At 74.3% G+C, this 17,562-nt stretch carries 12 protein-coding genes; 5 read left to right on the forward strand and 7 right to left on the reverse strand.

Annotation, left to right across the window (positions count from 1 at the left end; all coding sequences use genetic code 11):
• On the forward strand, nt 1-1,050 hold a 1,050-nt coding region (locus tag IE180_RS14985; protein ID WP_190157389.1), incomplete at its 5' end, for a sigma factor-like helix-turn-helix DNA-binding protein.
• 93 nt (nt 1,051-1,143) lie between these two features.
• On the opposite strand, the gene sucD is transcribed toward IE180_RS14985, so the two are convergent.
• The 5 genes from sucD to IE180_RS15010 form a co-directional block, all read right to left on the reverse strand.
• Nucleotides 1,144-2,028: a succinate--CoA ligase subunit alpha gene (sucD, locus tag IE180_RS14990; protein ID WP_190157390.1), complete on the reverse strand. Its 885-nt coding sequence runs from the start codon at nt 2,026-2,028 to the stop codon at nt 1,144-1,146.
• A gap of 21 nt (nt 2,029-2,049) precedes the next feature.
• Nucleotides 2,050-3,228 carry an ADP-forming succinate--CoA ligase subunit beta gene (gene sucC, locus IE180_RS14995; protein WP_093874472.1) on the reverse strand — a complete coding sequence of 393 codons (1,179 nt, stop codon included), beginning with the start codon at nt 3,226-3,228 and terminating at the stop codon, nt 2,050-2,052.
• 410 nt (nt 3,229-3,638) lie between these two features.
• Complete coding sequence (locus IE180_RS15000; protein WP_190157391.1) at nt 3,639-4,802, reverse strand: VWA domain-containing protein; 1,164 nt, start codon at nt 4,800-4,802, stop codon at nt 3,639-3,641.
• Complete coding sequence (locus tag IE180_RS15005; RefSeq protein ID WP_229860494.1) at nt 4,799-7,129, reverse strand: DUF5682 family protein; 2,331 nt, start codon at nt 7,127-7,129, stop codon at nt 4,799-4,801. The genes IE180_RS15000 and IE180_RS15005 overlap by 4 nt, the downstream gene beginning before the upstream one ends.
• Nucleotides 7,126-8,283 carry an ATP-binding protein gene (locus tag IE180_RS15010; RefSeq protein WP_190157392.1) on the reverse strand — a complete coding sequence of 386 codons (1,158 nt, stop codon included), beginning with the start codon at nt 8,281-8,283 and terminating at the stop codon, nt 7,126-7,128. The genes IE180_RS15005 and IE180_RS15010 overlap by 4 nt, the downstream gene beginning before the upstream one ends.
• A 231-nt stretch (nt 8,284-8,514) precedes the next feature.
• On the opposite strand from IE180_RS15010, the gene IE180_RS15015 reads away from it, so the two are divergent.
• Complete coding sequence (locus IE180_RS15015) at nt 8,515-9,861, forward strand: SWIM zinc finger family protein (RefSeq protein ID WP_229860495.1); 1,347 nt, start codon at nt 8,515-8,517, stop codon at nt 9,859-9,861.
• 38 nt (nt 9,862-9,899) lie between these two features.
• Nucleotides 9,900-11,597, forward strand: a complete 1,698-nt coding sequence (locus IE180_RS15020) for a DUF5691 domain-containing protein (protein WP_190157393.1) — start codon at nt 9,900-9,902, stop codon at nt 11,595-11,597.
• A 96-nt stretch (nt 11,598-11,693) separates the two neighbouring features.
• On the opposite strand, the gene icmB is transcribed toward IE180_RS15020, so the two are convergent.
• Nucleotides 11,694-12,101 (reverse strand): coenzyme B12-dependent isobutyryl CoA mutase small subunit, encoded by a 408-nt coding sequence (gene icmB, locus IE180_RS15025; protein ID WP_190157394.1) that lies wholly within the window; start codon nt 12,099-12,101, stop codon nt 11,694-11,696.
• Between the two features lie 298 nt (nt 12,102-12,399).
• Between icmB and IE180_RS15030 the strand changes: the two genes are divergently transcribed.
• Nucleotides 12,400-13,191, forward strand: a complete 792-nt coding sequence (locus IE180_RS15030; RefSeq protein ID WP_190157395.1) for a lipase family alpha/beta hydrolase — start codon at nt 12,400-12,402, stop codon at nt 13,189-13,191.
• A 222-nt stretch (nt 13,192-13,413) separates the two neighbouring features.
• Complete coding sequence (locus IE180_RS15035; protein WP_190157396.1) at nt 13,414-14,964, forward strand: M23 family metallopeptidase; 1,551 nt, start codon at nt 13,414-13,416, stop codon at nt 14,962-14,964.
• Between the two features lie 79 nt (nt 14,965-15,043).
• On the opposite strand, the gene pcrA is transcribed toward IE180_RS15035, so the two are convergent.
• The gene (pcrA, locus tag IE180_RS15040) at nt 15,044-17,488 is read right to left on the reverse strand and encodes a DNA helicase PcrA (protein WP_190157397.1); all 2,445 of its coding nucleotides are present in this window, start codon (nt 17,486-17,488) and stop codon (nt 15,044-15,046) included.
• Nucleotides 17,489-17,562 lie beyond the last annotated feature (74 nt).

The raw sequence follows: 17,562 nt of genomic DNA on the forward strand, positions 1-17,562 counted from the left end.
CAGCCGCAGGCGCAGGCCCAGGCGCAGCCGCAGGCGCAGGCCCAGGCGCAGCCGCAGGCTTCGGGCAACGTGCGGCCCAGGGCCGCCGTCAAGCGGGCCGCCAAGCCGCCGCGGGCCCCGTCCCCGGCGCCGGCCATCTCACCGGGCCCCGCCCGCAAAGGCCCCTCGAAGCCGCCGGAGCGGCTGAGACCGGTGGCGGCGGAGGCCCCGGCGGAACCGGCCGCCCCCGCGGGCCCCGCGCAGCCGCCGACCCTCACCCCCGAGGAGGCCTTCGACGCGCTGTACGCGTACGCCGCACCCGGCCTCGTCCACCAGGCGTACCTGCTCACCGGGCGCCGCCGGCTCTCCCGGGAGGCCGTCGAGTACGCCTTCCACCACGCCTGGCAGCGCTGGCCCGAGGTCGCCGTGGACGCGGACCCGGTGGGCTGGGTGCGGGCGACGGCGTACGAGTACGCCCTCTCCCCCTGGCACCGGTTCCGGCGCGCCCACCGGCACCCCGACGCCCCGCCGGCCGAGGCGAACCTCCGGGCGTTGCTCGGCGCCCTCCTCGAACTGCCTCCGCCGTACCGCCGTACCCTCCTGCTCTACGACGGGCTCGGCCTGGACCTGCCGGAGACGGCGGCCGAGACGGAGGCGAGCACGCCCGCCGCGGCCAACCGGCTGCTGCACGCCCGGACCGTCCTCGGCAGGCGGATCCCCGAGCTCGCCGAGCCGGAGGCCCTGCACCGGTGCCTGAGCGCGCTGGTCGCGGCAGCGCCGACGACGACGCTGCCGCCCGCCCGCACGGTCCGGACGGGCAGCGAGCGCCGGACCCGCGGCTGGACGCGGACGGTGCTCGGGGTGACGGCGGCCCTCGTCGTGGTGACCGGCTTCACGGCGGCGACCGCGCCGACCCGCTACATCCCGGTGAACGCCCCCGGCGAGGCCGTCAACGGCGTGCCCGTGCGCGGCGGCCCTCAGAGGCTCGGCCCGGAGGACCTGGAGCTCCGCGACAAGCTGCGCGCCGAGCCCAACCCGGGCCCGGAACGGCTGGTCCCGGCGGTCGGGTGACCGATGCGAAGGGGCCCCGCCCCTCCCGGTCTCCCGGGAGGGGCGGGGCCCCTTCGCGTGCTGCCTGTCAGGCCGCTGTGCGTTTCAGCCTGTTCAGCCCGCGAGGATGGCGCGCGCCAGCTTGGCGGTCTCGGTCGGCGTCTTGCCGACCTTGACACCGGCGGCCTCGAGGGCCTCCTTCTTCGCCTGGGCGGTGCCGGAGGAGCCGGAGACGATGGCGCCGGCGTGGCCCATGGTCTTGCCCTCGGGGGCGGTGAAGCCCGCGACGTAGCCGACGACCGGCTTGGTGACGTTGGCCTTGATGAAGTCGGCCGCGCGCTCCTCGGCGTCGCCGCCGATCTCGCCGATCATGACGATCAGGTCGGTGTCGGGGTCCGCCTCGAACGCCGCGAGGGCGTCGATGTGCGTGGTGCCGATGACCGGGTCGCCACCGATGCCGACGGCGGAGGAGAAGCCGAGGTCACGGAGCTCGTACATCATCTGGTACGTCAGCGTGCCGGACTTCGAGACCAGGCCGATGCGGCCCGGCTTCGTGATGTCGCCCGGGATGATGCCGGCGTTGGACTGGCCCGGGGTGATGAGACCGGGGCAGTTCGGGCCGATGAGGCGGGTCTTGTTGCCCTTCTCGACGGCGTACGCGTAGAACGCGGCCGAGTCGTGGACGGCGATGCCCTCGGTGATGACGACGGCGAGCGGGATCTCGGCGTCGATCGCCTCGACGACGGCGGCCTTCGCGAAGGCCGGCGGCACGAAGAGGACCGAGACGTTGGCGCCGGTCTCCTTCATCGCCTCGGCGACGGTGCCGAAGACCGGGATCTCGGTGCCGTCGAAGTCGACCTTGGTGCCGGCCTTGCGCGGGTTCACGCCGCCGACGATGTTGGTGCCGTCACCGAGCATGAGCTTGGTGTGCTTCATGCCCGTGGCACCGGTCATGCCCTGGACGATGACCTTGCTGTCCTTGTTGAGGAAGATAGCCATGGCTGTGGTTTCCCCTGTCCCTTACTTCGCAGCCGCGAGCTCGGCGGCCTTGTCGGCCGCGCCGTCCATGGTGTCCACGCGCTGCACGAGCGGGTGGTTGGCGTCCGACAGGATCTTGCGACCCAGCTCCGCGTTGTTGCCGTCGAGACGGACGACCAGCGGCTTGGTGACCTCTTCGCCCTTCGAGGCGAGGAGCTCCAGGGCCTGCACGATGCCGTTGGCGACCTCGTCACAGGCGGTGATGCCACCGAAGACGTTGACGAACACGGACTTGACGTCCGGGTCGCCGAGGATGATCTCCAGGCCGTTCGCCATGACCTCGGCGGAGGCGCCGCCGCCGATGTCGAGGAAGTTGGCCGGCTTCACGCCGCCGTGGTTCTCACCGGCGTACGCGACGACGTCCAGCGTCGACATGACCAGGCCCGCGCCGTTGCCGATGATGCCGACCTGGCCGTCGAGCTTGACGTAGTTCAGGCCCTTGGCCTTGGCGGCAGCCTCGAGCGGGTTGGCTGCGGCCTTGTCCTCGAGCGCCTCGTGCTCCGGCTGGCGGAAGTCGGCGTTGGCGTCCAGCGAGACCTTGCCGTCGAGGGCGATGACCTCGCCGGAGGCGACCTTGGCCAGCGGGTTGACCTCGACGAGGAGGGCGTCCTCGGCGACGAAGGTGTCCCACAGGGTCACGAGGACCTCGGCGACCTTCTCGGCGACCTCGGCCGGGAACTTCGCCTGGGCGACGATCTCGCGGGCCTTCTCGATGTCGACGCCCTTGTTGGAGTCGACCGGCACCTTCGCGAGCTTCTCGGGGGTCGTCGCGGCGACCTCCTCGATGTCCATGCCACCGGCGACGGACGCCATGGCGAGGAAGGTGCGGTTGGTGCGGTCGAGGAGGTACGAGACGTAGTACTCCTCGACGATCTCCGGAGCGGTCTCCGCGATCATCACCTTGTGGACCGTGTGGCCCTTGATGTCCATCCCGAGGATGTCCGTCGCGCGGGCGACGGCCTCGTCCGGGGTGGCGGCCAGCTTCACGCCGCCGGCCTTGCCGCGGCCGCCGACCTTCACCTGCGCCTTGACGACCGACTTGCCGCCAAGACGCTCGGTGGCCTCGCGCGCCGCCTCAGGCGTGTCGATGACTTCACCGGCCAGCACCGGTACACCGTGCTTGGCGAAGAGGTCCCTCGCCTGGTACTCGAACAGGTCCACGCGCGTCCGTCCCTTTTCTGATGATCGCGGTTCGTTGTCTGCGTGGGCGTGCCGCGGAGGGCAACGTGACTGCGCTGTCACAAGGGAGGCGTTCACGGAGTCCGTGGACGCGGCATGTCCGTCTCGCAGGTTATCCCCGTGGGCCGTGGGTCCCTAAATCGCAGGTCGCGCGAGAGCGGTGATACGGGTCACAGAACGTACGGACCGGAGGGCTGTCCGTAGGGGTGGCGGGACGGACCCGGAGGCCCCTCGCGGCAGGCGGGGACCGGCCTTCGGGGTTCTCACGACGCGCCGGGGCCCGGAGTGAGGGCCGTTCCGCCACCCGTGTGATATGGACCTCAGTCGGATCGCGCGCGCCCGTGCGGGTGGTCCCGCGACGACGGATTCCGCAGTCCTCGGCCCGCCCCGCGTCAGCCCTCCGGCAGCGGGAGGGGGCGCTTCTCCAGAGCGGCCGCCATGATCTCCGGGAACAGGTCGGGGGTGCAGGCGAAGGCCGGGACGCCGAGCGCGGCGAGCGCCGCCGCGTGGTCCCGGTCGTAGGCGGGGGCGCCCTCGTCGGAGAGCGCGAGCAGCGCGACGAACTGGACGCCGGAGGCCTTCATGGCCGCGACCCGCTTCAGCATCCCGTCCCGGATGCCTCCCTCGTAGAGGTCGCTGACGAGGACGACGACGGTGTCCGCGGGGCAGGTGATCCTCGACTGGCAGTAGGCGAGGGCGCGGTCGATGTCGGTGCCGCCGCCGAGCCGGGTGCCGAAGAGGACGTCGACCGGGTCGTCGAGCTGCTCGGTCAGGTCGACGACGGAGGTGTCGAAGACGACGAGGCGGGTCGCGAGCGACCGCATCGAGGCGAGCACCGCGCCGAAGACGGCCGCGTGGACGACGGAGGCGGCCATGGAACCCGACTGGTCGACGCAGAGCACGACCTCCTTCCTGACCCCCCGGGAGGCGCGCCCGTGGCCGACGAGTCGCTCGGGGACGACCGTGCGGTGCTCGGGCAGGTAGTGCTTGAGGTTGGCGCGGATCGTGCGGTCCCAGTCGATGTCCCGGTGGCGGGGGCGGCTGATCCGGGCGGAGCGGTCGAGCGCGCCGGTGAGGGTGGCGCGGGTGCGGGCGGCGAGACGCCTCTCCAGGTCGTCGACGACCTTGCGGACGACGGCCCGGGCGGTCTCCCGGGTCGTCTCGGGCATCGCCCTGCCGAGGGAGAGGAGGGTGCCGACGAGGTGCACGTCGGCCTCGACGGCCTCCAGCATCTCCGGCTCCAGGAGGAGGGCGGCGAGGCCGAGCCGGTCGATGGCGTCGCGCTGCATGACCTGGACGACGGAGCTCGGGAAGTACGTGCGGATGTCGCCGAGCCAGCGGGCGACGGAGGGCGCGGACGCGCCGAGCCCGGCCGATCGGTCCCGTCCGGTGCGGGGGCCGCTCTCGCCCGGGCGGTCGTAGAGCGCGGTGAGGGCTCCGTCCATGGCGGCGTCGGTGCCGGTGAGCGCCCGGCCGGTGCCGTCGGCCTCCCCACCGCCCAGGACCAGCCGCCAGCGCCGCAGCCGCTCGTCGTCGGTGGGCGTCGGGTGCGTCATGCGAGGGCCTCCGTTCCGAGGATGAGGTGGAGGAGCGGCAGCACGGCGTCCGCCCGCTCGGGGTCGGGGTCCGGTGCGAAGCCGGGCACGCCGGGCGCGGAGGGTCCCGGGCCGCCGGGGCGGGGCCCCCTGGCGACCAGCTCCCCGAGGCTGCGGCGCACGCCCTGCTCGTAGCCGGAGAAGGTGCGCCGCAGCAGCGGCAGGACGTCGGTGAACGCCCCGGCCGGGACGGACGTCAGCCAGGCGTCGACCAGCCCGAGGAGCCGCTCGTCGTGGACGAGGAGCAGTCCGCCGCCGGAGGCCCCGCCGACGAAGCCGTCGATCCAGGCGGCGGCGTCGGCCGGCGGGGTGCCGGGCGAGAGGGCGCGGCTCATGAGCAGGGCGGCCTCGCCGTCGGCCGTCCGGCCCTCGTCGAGCAGGAGCCGGGCGGCCCGCCCCCGCAGGACGCCCGGTGTCCGGTCGCGGTCGGCGAGCCGGCGCAGCACCCCGGCCCACCGGTCGACGAGGTCGGGGCGGTCCGGGAGGAGGCCGATCGCCGTGTGGACGTCGTCGAGCCGCTCCCGCATCTGCGCGGCGGCGTCCGTGTCGAGTCCGGCGCAGGCGGGCGGCAGGCCGACGCAGATCCGCTCGGCGATCCCGGCGGCGACCTCGCCGAGGGCCTCCGTGCCGGTGCCGCGGACGTCGCCGTAGCGCAGGGCGCGGGCCAGGGCCGGGAGGGCCTGCGCCAGGTGGGCGACGTCGGTGTCGAGCGCGGCCCGGTCGGCGAGCGCCCGCATGACGACCGGCAGCGCGTCCCCGAGCCCGGCGAGGAGGCACTGCTCGGCGAGGGCGGTGATGTCGCCGAGGGCGGTCGCGGCGAGGGCCCGGGACTCGGCCCTGGCGGTGGCGGCGGCCTCGACGGTGGTGCCCCAGACGCCGGCCTCGGCGACCCGGACGTGCAGCTCGGGCTCCCAGCGCAGCCGCCAGGTCTCCCGGAAGGTGCCGGTGCCGGCCCGTCCGGCGGCCGGTTCGCCCCAGGGGACGCCGAGGAGGCGCAGCCGGTGGAGCAGTCGGCTGCGCTCGCCGTCGGTCTCCTTGCGGAGGTCGAGTCCGAGCTCGCGCTCCTGGGCCTCGGGCTTGAGGCGCAGGGCGCGCCGGCGGCGGTCCAGATCGCGCTGGAGGGGCACGGCGGGGGCGCCGGCCGGCACCTCGCCGAGGACGTCGCCGACGACGAGGCGGTCGCGGACGAGGCCGAGCGGCACGTCGGAGCCCTCGCAGAGGACGGCGCGGATCGCGTCGGTCGTCTCGTCGAGGCCGGGGCGCGGGCGGCCCCGCAGGGCGGCGAGCGTCTCGGCGAGCCGGACGGCCTCGATGACGTGGGCGGAGGAGACGGGGTGGTCCTCGGCCCTGAGGAGCCCGGCGACCTTCGTCATCCAGCGCTCGACGGGCCGGTCGGGGGCGGCGAAGAGGTGCCCGTACCAGCCGGGCGCGTCGATCCCGGCGCCGTAGCCGGAGCGGCGGGCGAGTCTGCGGTGGGTCCAGGGGACCCAGGTCAGCTCGGCCTTCGCCCGGGGCAGGCCCTTCAGGAGGGCCTTGTCGGCGGCGACGGTGGTCCTGCGGGCGAGGGCGGGCACGTGCCAGGCGCCGCAGACGACGGCGACGGAGTCGCCGAACTCCTTGCGGGCGGCGCGCAGCTTGAGCCGCATGTGCGCCTCGCGGATCAGGTCGCGGGGGTGTCCGCCGTCTCCGTACGTCTCGCGGAGGGCGCCCATGGCCTCGGCGAGGGCCTCGAAGGGGGCGGTGGGGTCGCCGTCCCCGCGCAGCTCGACGACGTCCTCCCACCAGCGTTCGGCGTCCTCGTACCCGGCGGCTCCGGCGAGTTCGGCGACCGGGTCGATCCGCGGGCCACCGCTGACCTCCTCTTCGCCGTCCCCCTCGTCCCTCCAGGTGGGGTCGGCGGCGGCGAGGGTGTGGGCGGCGGGCAGGTCGACGAAGCGGACGGCCGCGCCGTGGTCGAGGGCCCAGCGGATCGCGACCCACTCGGGCGAGAACTCGGCCATCGGCCAGAACGCGGCCCGCCCCGGGTCGTCCACGGCGTGGGCGAGCAGGGCGACGGGCGGCCGCATGTCCGGGTCCGCGGCGAGCGCCACGAGGGCGTCGGCCTCGGCGGGTCCCTCGACGAGCACCGCGGCGGGCCGCGCCGCCTCCAGCGCGGCCCGCACCCCCCGCGCGGACCCGGGTCCGTGATGCCGCACCCCGAGCAGCAGGGGCTCCCCCCGAAGGGCGCCGGAGGCCGGGGGCGGGTCCGGTGGGCGGGGTGTGCGGGGGGCCGTGGCCGCGCAGGTCATGCGCTCACCTCGCGGCAGGCGCGGTAGAAGTCCTTCCAGCCGTCTCTCTCCCTCACGACCGTTTCCAGGTACTCCTGCCAGACGGTCCGGTCGGCCGCCGGGTCGCGGACGACCGCGCCGAGGATGCCGGCGGCGATGTCGCCGGGGCGCAGGACGCCGTCGCCGAAGTGGGCGGCGAGGGCGAGTCCGCCGGTGACGACGGAGATCGCCTCCGCGGTGGAGAGCGTCCCCGAGGGGGACTTGACCTTCGTCCGGCCGTCGGTGGTGACCCCGTCCCGCAGTTCGCGGAAGACGGTGACGACCCGGCGGATCTCGTCCACGCCGTCGGGCAGGACGGGCAGTTCGAGGGAGCGCCCGAGCTGCTCGACCCGGCGGGCGACGATGTCGACCTCGGCCTCGGGGGTCGCGGGCAGCGGCAGCACGACGGTGTTGAAGCGGCGGCGCAGCGCGCTGGAGAGCTCGTTGACGCCGCGGTCGCGGTCGTTGGCGGTGGCGATCAGGTTGAAGCCGGGGACGGCCTGCACCTCCTGGCCGAGCTCGGGGACGGGCAGGGTCTTCTCGGACAGGATCGTGATGAGGCCGTCCTGCACGTCGGCGGGGATGCGGGTGAGCTCCTCGACCCGGGCGGTCGTGCCCTGGGACATCGCGCGCATCACGGGGCTGGGGACCAGGGCGTCCTCGCTGGGGCCGTGGGCGAGGAGTCGCGCGTAGTTCCAGCCGTACCGGACGGCCTCCTCGGGCGTGCCGGCGGTGCCCTGGACGAGGAGGGTGGAGTCGCCGCTGACGGCGGCGGCGAGGTGCTCGGAGACCCAGGTCTTGGCGGTGCCGGGGACGCCGAGGAGGAGCAGCGCCCGGTCGGTGGCGAGCGTGGTGACGGCGACTTCCACGATGCGGCGCGGTCCGACGTACTTGGGCGTGACGACGGTTCCGTCGGGGAGCGTGCCGCCGAGGAGGTAGGTGGCGACGGCCCACGGGGAGAGCCGCCAGCGGGCGGGCCGGGGCCGGTCGTCGGCGGCGGCGAGGGCCGCGAGTTCATGGGCGAAGGCGTGCTCCGCGTGCGGCCGCAGGACCTCGTCGGCGGTCTGCGGCCGTCCCGTTCCGGTGTCCGTCTCGACACCGGAACCGGGCTTCGCGATGGTTTCGGGCACGGGCATGGATCCCCCTCCAGATCGTTCGACCTGCTGTGCGATCCACCGTGCACCACGCCACTGACAATCGGATGTCGCCGCTGGTCGGCGCCGGTCGGGGAGGTGAGGGAGGGTCAGCCGACGATCGCCGGTCGACTCGGTGTTCCTGCCGCCGGCCTCCTCCGTGACCTCGCGGTCCCGCGGCCCGGAGCCGTCCGGAGGAGGGCGTTGTCAGTGGCGGCCCCTACCTTCGACGACATGAATGCCATGGGGGTGCGCTGGACGGCGGAACAGGTGCTCGCGCTGGCTCCTGACGAAGCGTCGCGCAGAGCGGGGAGCAAGCTCGGCACGGCCGGGCCCTGGTCGGAGACGGGCTGCGGTGACGGCGCCGTCTGGGGTCTGTGCAAGGGCAGCGGAAGCACGCCGTACCGGGCGGTCGTCGACACCACGGGGCCCGCGTACTCCTGCGGCTGCCCCAGCAGGAAGTCACCCTGCAAGCACGCCCTGGGCCTGCTGCTGCTCCGGGCCGCGGACGGGATCGCCGCCGAGGGGTGCCCCGCTCCCGACTGGGCCGCGCAGTGGCTCACCGCGCGGCGCGGCCGGGCCGCGCGCGCGGGCCTTCCGGCCGGGGACGGGCCCCCGGGAGCGACGGCGGATCCGGAGGCGGCGCGCCGCCGGGCCGAGCGCAGGGCGGCCCGGATCACCTCGGGCGCGAGGGAGTTGGAGCAGCGCCTCGCCGACCTGCTGCGCGGCGGTCTGGCGGTGGCCGGGCAGGCGGGGTACGGGCTGTGGGAGGAGACGGCGGCCCGCATGGTCGACGCCCAGGCGCCGGGGCTCGCCGGGCGGGTCCGGGAGCTGGGGGCGATACCCGGCTCGGGGCCGGGCTGGCCGGTGCGGCTCCTGGAGGAGTGCGCGTTGACGCACCTCCTCGGCCGGGCGTGGCTGGCGGCGGACCGGCTGCCCGCCCCGCTCGCGACGACGGTGCGGACCCGGGTGGGCCTCACCGCCCCGGCCGACGGCGTCCCGGTGCGCGACCACTGGCTGGTCCTCGCGCAGTACGACGCGGCCGACGCCCGGCTGACGACCCGGCGGATCTGGCTGCACGGCACGACGACCGGGCGCACCGCCCTCCTCCTCTCCTTCGGCGCGGCGGGCCGGGCGCCGCAGCTCGCGCTCCCCGTGGGCGCGCTGCTGGACGGGGAGTTGACGCCGCACACCGGCTCGGGCCAGGTGCGGGCGGAGCCGGGCGAGCGGTTCGTCCCGGTCGCGGGCCCCGTCGTCCCGCCGGCGGGCGGGCCGGTCGGCACGGCTCTCGACGCGTACGGCCGCGCGCTCCGCGAGGACCCGTGGCTGGACTCCTGGCCCGTGACGCTGAGCCGGGTCGTCCCGGCGCCCGCGGAGTACGGCTGGCAGCTCGCCGACGCCGACGGCCGCGAGGCGCTGCCCCTGACGCCCGCCGCCCGGTCCCGGCCCGGCCTGTGGCGCCTGGCCGCCCTGTCCGGCGGCGCCCCGGTGACCGTCTTCGGGGAGGTCGGGCACCGGGGGTTCACCCCGCTCGCCGCCTGGTCGCCGGAGACCCCGGGCGAGACGGTCCCCCTCACATGACGTCCGGCCACCGCGCACCGACCCACCGGAGGAGCCCGATGGACACGACCGCGACCACCCCCGCCGCGCCGGCGGCGGGAACGACCGCCGACGAGGCGTCCACCCCGTCCTGGGAGGAGCTCGTCAGTTCGGCGATGCTGGGGACGGACCGTCGGCCCCCCACCGCGCCCGGGGGCTCCGCCACGGCCCGGGACCTGCCGGGCGCGCTGCTCGACGCGGCCGCGCTGCACACCGTACGGCGCAGGGCGGGGCTGCGGCCCGGCACCGCCGCGCCCCTTCCGGAGCCCGCGCCGGAGGATCCGCGCGCGCCGCTGCCCGAGGCCGCCCGGCTCCGCCTCGCCCAGCTGCTCGCCGGCCGGACCGCGCCCTCGCCCGCCGGGCGGCGCGGAGCCGCCCCCGACCTGGCCGAGCTGCTCCCCCAGTGGCTGGCCCTCGCCGACCGGTACGGCTACAAGGCGCCGCCCGCGGCCCTGCCCGCGCTGCTCGACGCGGCCAGGGCCCGCACCGACCTGCGCCCCCGGGCGCTGCGTCTGGCGGGTCCGCGCGGCCTGTGGCTGGCCCGGCTCAACCCCGAGTGGGGGTTCGCCCTCCGGGGCCGTGGCGCGGGCGGCCGCCTTCCGTCCCCGGAGGACGCCGAAGGGGTCCGCGCGCTGTGGGACGAGGGCCTGTTCGCCGAGCGGGTCGCCCTGCTCTCCGCCGTACGGAGCGAGGACCCGGCCGCCGGTCTCGCGCTGCTCGCCTCGACCTGGTCCACCGAGCGGGCGGAGGACCGGCTGATGTTCCTGGACTCGCTGCGGGCCGGGCTCTCCGACGCCGACGAGGCGTTCCTGGAGGAGGCCCTCGACGACCGCAGCCGCAACGTCCGGGCCACCGCCGCCGAGCTGCTCTCCGCCCTGCCCGCGTCCGCCCTCGCGGGCCGGATGGCGGCCCGGGCCGCCTCCTGCGTCGGCCTGGACCGGACGGCCCCGACGCCGACGATCGCCGTCGAGGCCCCGCACGAGTGCGACGCGGCGATGCGACGGGACGGACTGGTGGCGACGCCCCCGGCGGGCCGGGGCGAGCGTTCCTGGTGGCTGGGCCAGCTCGTCGAGGCGACGCCGCTGCCCTCCTGGCCGGCCAGGTTCGGGGGGCGCGGCCCGGAGGAGATCGTGGCGCTGCCGGTCGCCGACGACTGGCAGGGCGAACTGCACGCGGCCTGGTGCCGGGCCGCCGTGCGACAGCGGGACCCGGCCTGGTCGCGCGCGCTGCTCGGATCCCCTTCCGCTCCGCCCGCGACGGGCCCCGGCACCTCGTCGCTGGGCGAGCGCGCCCAGCTCCTGTCGACGCTGCCCGCGGAGGAACGGGCGCGTTGGGTCGCCTCGTTCATCGCGGCCCACGGGCTGTCGGAGGCGTTCCAGCTGCTGGGCGTCTGCGCCGTCCCGTGGGCGGAGCCGCTCGGCGCCGCGGTGATCGACGCGCTCGACATCGCGCGTGAGGCGGGCAGTTACCCGTGGAGCTTCAGCGGGGTGATGGGCCTGGCGGAGCGCTGCCTCGCCCCGGAGGCGGCACGTCGGCTGGAGTCCCTGACGGCCCGTCCGTACGAGACGGAGGACAGCTCCCCCGGCGCGGGCGACTACTGGGCGGAGGCCTTCCAGCGCCTGGTCTCCACCCTCGGACTCCGCGCCGCGATGCACGCCGAACTCACACCGCCGCCCCCGCCGACCGCTTCCGCACCGGCACCGGCACCCGGCCCCTGAGGGGGCGGCCCGGTCGGCACGCCCCCGGACGACGGCAGGGACCCCCGGGCGGGGAAGGGCCCTGCCGGCCGGGGCGCGGGCGCACCGCTCAGCGGATCACGCGGTGACGCGGACGTTCGCGTTCACCCACTCGACGACGGACGCGGTCGTCGCGCCCGGAGTGAAGATCTCCGCCACGCCCTTCTCCTTGAGCGGCGGGATGTCCGCGTCGGGGATGATGCCGCCGCCGAAGACCTTGATGTCCTCCGCGTCGCGGTCCTTGAGGAGCTCCAGGACCTTCACGAACAGCGTGTTGTGCGCTCCGGAGAGGATCGAGAGGCCGATCGCGTCGGCGTCCTCCTGGATCGCGGTGTCGACGATCTGCTCGGGGGTCTGGTGGAGCCCGGTGTAGATGACCTCCATGCCCGCGTCGCGCAGGGCCCGTGCGATCACCTTGGCTCCGCGATCGTGGCCGTCGAGACCCGGTTTGGCGACGACCACACGGATCGGACCGCTCACACCCATCACTGCCTCCACATGCGACCCCGCGCCTGACGGCCGGGGAGGTGAACGAACGTCATCCCCAGCATCCCGCACCGGAACCGTTTCGCGACGGCGCCCGGGGGGGAAATCACACATGGGACATGTTCGCTCTGCGCCGTCCCCGCTCCGGGCCCTTCTCCTGGGCCCACCAGCCGCGAGCGGGGCCGGTCGCGAAGGGAGCCGTGACGAGGTCACCGCGCCTCGCACCGCCGTCCGGGCGGTGCGGCGCACGGTGGGCCGGCGTACCGTTCGGCCCCGCGTGCCGTTCGGGAGGCCGGCCATGGAGTTCGGCAAGGTCACCGCCTTCATGAAGGCCACCGCCCTGGAAGTCGCGATCCTCACCGGCCACCTCGTCCTCTACCCGTCCGGGATGATCGCCGAGCGGCTCTCCCCCGCCCCACCGCCCACGACGATCACCCCGGGCGACCGCCCGGTGATCCTCCTGCACGGCTTCGTCGACAACCGGTCGGTCTTCGTCATGCTCCGCCGCTCCCTGCTCCGGCACGGCCGTGACTGCGTCGAGTCGCTCAACTACTCCCCGCTCACCTGCGACCTGCGGGCCGCCGCCGAGCTGCTGGGCCGCCGGGTGGACGAGGTGCGCGCCCGCACCGGGCACGCCGAGGTCGACATCGTCGGGCACAGTCTCGGCGGCCTGATCGCCCGTTATTACGTACAGCGACTGGATGGCGACTCCCGGGTGCGCAGCCTGGTGACGCTCGGCACTCCGCACGCGGGCACCACGGTGGCCCCGCTCGCCGACGCGCATCCGCTGGTGCGGCAGATGCGGCCCGGTTCGGAGGTGCTGCGGGAGCTCGCCGGGCCCGCGCCGGGCTGCCGTACCCGGTTCGTGAGCTTCTGGAGCGACCTGGACCAGGTGATGGTGCCGGTGGAGACCGCCCGTCTCGACCATCCCGACCTGCTCGTGCACAACGTGCGGGTGAGCGGCATCGGCCATCTCGCGCTGCCCGTGCATCCGACGGTGGCCGCCGGGGTCCGGGAGGCCCTCGACGCGGGCGGGCCGGTGGCCGTCGGAACGCGCGAGGAGGAGCCCGGCGCCACCTCGGTCGCCTGACCGCACGACACCGTTCTTCGAACGTTCATCGAACACAAGGCCAAAGCTCTCCACCCGACCTGGCAAAACGCGGTCGATTGCCCGTTTCCTGCGGGCTCAAACCCCTCCGAAGATTGTCCGCCCCGCATACCGCCGGGTACAGTCGCGCCACTGCTTACCCCCGGGACACCCCTCACGGGCCTGCCCCGGACTGCTCCTGCTGCCGAGGCGAGAGAGACGTTGGTGAACGACCAGCACCCCCACGCCGGATACGCCGGCGACGGCGCCCACACCACCGGCAGCTTCGCCATCGACCCGCTGTTCGGCGCCTACCCCGACGGTCAGGCCGATCACAGCGGCCAGTGGGACCTCGGCCAGTACGCGGCCACCGGCACGTACGCGACGACGGGGCAGTACGACACCACCGGGCAGTACGACACGACCGGCCAGTGGGACACCACGGGGCAGTGGAACACCACCGGCGCGTACGAGACCACCGGCGCGTACGAGACCGCCGCGACGCAGTACGACGCCACCGGCCAGTGGGACGCCTCCGCCTGGACCGAGGCGCAGCACACCGGCCAGTACGAGACCGCCCACGCCGGCACGTACGCCGCCCAGGGCACGTACGGCCACGAGGCCTACGACGCCACCGGCCAGTGGGCCGCCCCCGCCTTCGCGACCGAGACCGGCGCCTTCGACGCGACCGCGTGGAACCACGCGGCCCCGGAACCCGAGCCGGTCGTGCCCCACCAGTACGCCCCGCAGGCCGAGCACACGGCCGAGTTCGCCTTCGAGTACGTCCCCGCGGAACACGAGGGGCACCAGGGACACGAGGGACACCAGGAGCTCTCCTCCCACGAGGCCGACGAGACCTACGACCCCGCCGAGGCCGACGCCGGAGCCCCGGAGGGCCTCGACGGCGAGGACGTCGACGACGCCTACGACCAGGACGAGCCGACCGCCGGACCGGCCGTCGGGCTCCGTACGGAACCGCCCCTCGCCGGCCGTCCCGTGCGCCGCTCCTCCGGCGGCAGCCGCGCCCGTCGCCGCACCCCCGCCAAACGGTCCGCGCTGCTGACCGTCGCCGTCCCCTCCGCCTGCGTCATGGGAGTCGCCGGCATCGCCGCCGCCTCCGTCGGCGGCCTCACCGGCTCCGACACGACCGGCGGACAGAAGGACGACACGACCTCGCTGGCCGCCGCCGACCCGGCCTCGGTCAAGCAGGTCGCCGCCAACAACGCGCTCGACACCCAGCTCGCCGCGCTCAGCGCCGACGCCCGCGACTTCGGCGACCGCGCCAGCCGCACCCAGGAGCGCATCGACCTCCGCGCCCGCCAGGCGGCCGAGAAGAAGAAGCGCGAGGAGGAGGCGGCCCGCAAGGAGGCGCTGCGCCCCAAGTACCTGCTGCCGGTGAAGCTGCACCAGCTCAGCGCCCGGTTCGGTCAGGCCGGCGTCAACTGGATGTCGCTGCACACCGGCATCGACTTCCCCGTGCAGTACGGCACCCCCGTCATGGCCGCCACCGACGGCACCGTCCGCACGCAGTGGAACAGCGCCTACGGCAACATGGCGATCGTGACCTCCCCCGACGGCACCGAGACCTGGTACTGCCACCTCAGCAGCACCAAGCTCCGCTCGGGTTACGTCAAGGCCGGCGACGTCATCGCCTACTCCGGCAACTCCGGCAACTCCACCGGCCCGCACCTCCACTTCGAGGTCCGGCCCGGCGGCGGCTCCGCGATCGACCCGCTGCCCTGGCTGCTGAGCCACGGCCTCAACCCGCTCGGCTGAGCCTTCCCCCGTACGAGATCCGAGCACCACGAGAAGGGCCCCGGCGGATGACGCCGGGGCCCTTCCTCGTACCGCCTCGCTACAACTTCTCGACCGGCGCGTACCGCAGGAGCAGTCGCTTCGGCTTGTCGTCGCCGAAGTCGATCGTCGCCTGGGCCTCCCCGCCGGCGCCCTGCACCGCCATGACCGTGCCGAGCCCGAACTGGTCGTGCGTGACCCGGTCGCCGACCTGGAGGGAGATGACCGGCTTCTCGCCCGCGCGCCGGGTGGCGAAGCCGGAGGGGCCGGAGCGCGAGCGGGAGGACGAGAGCGAGGAGGTGATCCCCGAGGTCGGCCCGGCGGGCTTGGCCATCGAACCGGTCCGCTTCCACTCCAGGTACGCGGACGGGATCTCCTCCAGGAAGCGCGAGGCCGGGTTGTACGAGGGCTGGCCCCAGGCGCTGCGCATCGACGAGCGGGTGAGGTAGAGCCGCTCACGCGCGCGCGTGATGCCCACGTACGCCAGGCGCCGCTCCTCCTCCAGCTCCTTCGTCTGCCCGAGGGCGCGCATGTGCGGGAAGACGCCGTCCTCCATCCCGGTGAGGAACACCACCGGGAACTCCAGGCCCTTGGCGGTGTGCAGGGTCATCAGCGTGATGACGCCCCGGCCCTCCTCGTCCTCGTCCGGGATCTGGTCGGAGTCGGCGACGAGCGCGACCTGCTCCAGGAACTCGGCGAGGGTCGCGGGTTCCTCACCGCGCTCCTGCTCGAACTCGAGGGCCACGGAGGCGAGTTCCTGGAGGTTCTCGATGCGGGTCTCGTCCTGCGGATCGGTCGAGGCCTGGAGCTCGGCCAGGTAACCCGTCCGCTCCAGGACGGCCTCCAGGACGACGGCGGGTCCCGCGCCGGACTCGACGACGGTGCGCAGTTCGTCCATGAGCGCGTTGAACCGCTTCACGGCGTTCGCCGAGCGGGCGGCCATGCCGTACGCCTCGTCGACCCGCTTGAGGGCCTGCGGGAAGGTGATCCTCTCGCGCAGGGACAGGGCGTCGATCATCGCCTCGGCGCGCTCGCCGATGCCGCGCTTGGGGACGTTGAGGATGCGGCGCAGGGGGACGGTGTCCTCGGGGTTGGCGAGGACGCGCAGGTACGCGAGGACGTCCCGGACCTCCTTGCGCTCGTAGAAGCGCACGCCGCCGACGACCTTGTAGGGCAGGCCGACGCGGATGAAGATCTCTTCGAAGACGCGGGACTGGGCGTTGGTCCGGTAGAAGACGGCGACGTCCCCGGCCCTGGCCTCGCCCGCGTCGGTGAGCCGGTCGATCTCGTCGGCGACGAACTGGGCCTCGTCGTGCTCGGTGTCGGCGACGTAGCCGGTGATCTGCGATCCCGCGCCCGCGTTCGTCCACAGGTTCTTGGGGCGGCGGGACTCGTTGCGCTCGATGACGGCGTTGGCCGCGGAGAGGATCGTCTGGGTGGAGCGGTAGTTCTGCTCCAGGAGGATCGTCGTCGCGTCCGGGTAGTCCTCCTCGAACTGGAGGATGTTGCGGATGGTCGCGCCGCGGAAGGCGTAGATCGACTGGTCGGCGTCGCCGACGACGCACAGCTCGGCCGGGCCGAGGTCCTCGTAGCCGGTGCCGACGAGCTCGCGCACCAGCGTGTACTGGGCGTGGTTGGTGTCCTGGTACTCGTCGACGAGCACGTGGCGGAAGCGGCGCCGGTAGTGCTCGGCGACGTCCGGGAACGCCTGGAGCAGGTGGACCGTCGTCATGATGATGTCGTCGAAGTCCAGGGCGTTGGCCTCGCGCAGCCGCGCCTGGTACATCCGGTACGCCTCGGCGAGCGTCTTCTCGAAGCCGTCGGCGGCCTGGTCGGCGAAGGTCTCCTCGTCGATCAGCTCGTTCTTCAGGTTCGAGATCTTGGCGCTGAACGACTTCGGCGGGAACTTCTTCGGGTCGAGGTCCAGGTCCCGGCAGACCAGTGCCATCAGCCGCTTGGAGTCGGCCGCGTCGTAGATCGAGAAGGAGGAGGTGAAGCCGAGCTTCTTCGACTCGCGGCGCAGGATGCGGACGCAGGCGCTGTGGAATGTCATGACCCACATCGCGTTGGCCCGCGGCCCGACGAGCTGCTCGACGCGCTCCTTCATCTCGCCGGCGGCCTTGTTCGTGAAGGTGATCGCCAGTATCTGGCCGGGGTGGACGTGCCGGGTGCCCAGGAGGTGGGCGATGCGGTGGGTGAGCACCCGGGTCTTGCCCGAGCCGGCGCCGGCGACGATGAGCAGCGGGGTGCCCGTGTGGACGACGGCGGCGCGCTGCTGCTCGTTCAGCCCCTCCAGGAGCGCGGCGGGGTCCACGACGGGCCGGGGGTGGCCGTCGCGGTAGTGCGTCTCCCGGGCCGGCGGAGGCACGTCGAAGTGCTCCCCGAAGAGGTCGTGCGGGACCTCCTCATCGGCCGGGGAGCCGTGCTCGTCCTCGGGGTGGGGCGGCGGCTCCTCCGCGTGGTTCTGGAGGCCGGCCAGGAAGCTGTCGTCAAAGAGGCTGCTCATCGCCTCACGAGTCTAGGACGCCCCGCCGACATCCGGGTCCGCCTTCGGGACGGAGGCTGTGGAAGGGCTCACAT

Origin of the sequence: Streptomyces litmocidini, from assembly GCF_014649755.1 — a bacterium.
Lineage (GTDB): Bacteria > Actinomycetota > Actinomycetes > Streptomycetales > Streptomycetaceae > Streptomyces > Streptomyces litmocidini.

Coding starts and splice junctions, on each gene's coding strand:
- sucD (WP_190157390.1), bottom strand. CDS start 2,028: ATGGCTATCTTCCTCAACAAGGACAGCAAGGTCATCGTCCAGGGCATG.
- IE180_RS15000 (WP_190157391.1), bottom strand. CDS start 4,802: ATGACGCACCCGACGCCCACCGACGACGAGCGGCTGCGGCGCTGGCGG.
- IE180_RS15005 (WP_229860494.1), bottom strand. CDS start 7,129: ATGACCTGCGCGGCCACGGCCCCCCGCACACCCCGCCCACCGGACCCG.
- IE180_RS15010 (WP_190157392.1), bottom strand. CDS start 8,283: ATGCCCGTGCCCGAAACCATCGCGAAGCCCGGTTCCGGTGTCGAGACG.
- IE180_RS15015 (WP_229860495.1), top strand. CDS start 8,515: ATGAATGCCATGGGGGTGCGCTGGACGGCGGAACAGGTGCTCGCGCTG.
- IE180_RS15020 (WP_190157393.1), top strand. CDS start 9,900: ATGGACACGACCGCGACCACCCCCGCCGCGCCGGCGGCGGGAACGACC.
- icmB (WP_190157394.1), bottom strand. CDS start 12,101: ATGGGTGTGAGCGGTCCGATCCGTGTGGTCGTCGCCAAACCGGGTCTC.
- IE180_RS15030 (WP_190157395.1), top strand. CDS start 12,400: ATGGAGTTCGGCAAGGTCACCGCCTTCATGAAGGCCACCGCCCTGGAA.
- pcrA (WP_190157397.1), bottom strand. CDS start 17,488: ATGAGCAGCCTCTTTGACGACAGCTTCCTGGCCGGCCTCCAGAACCAC.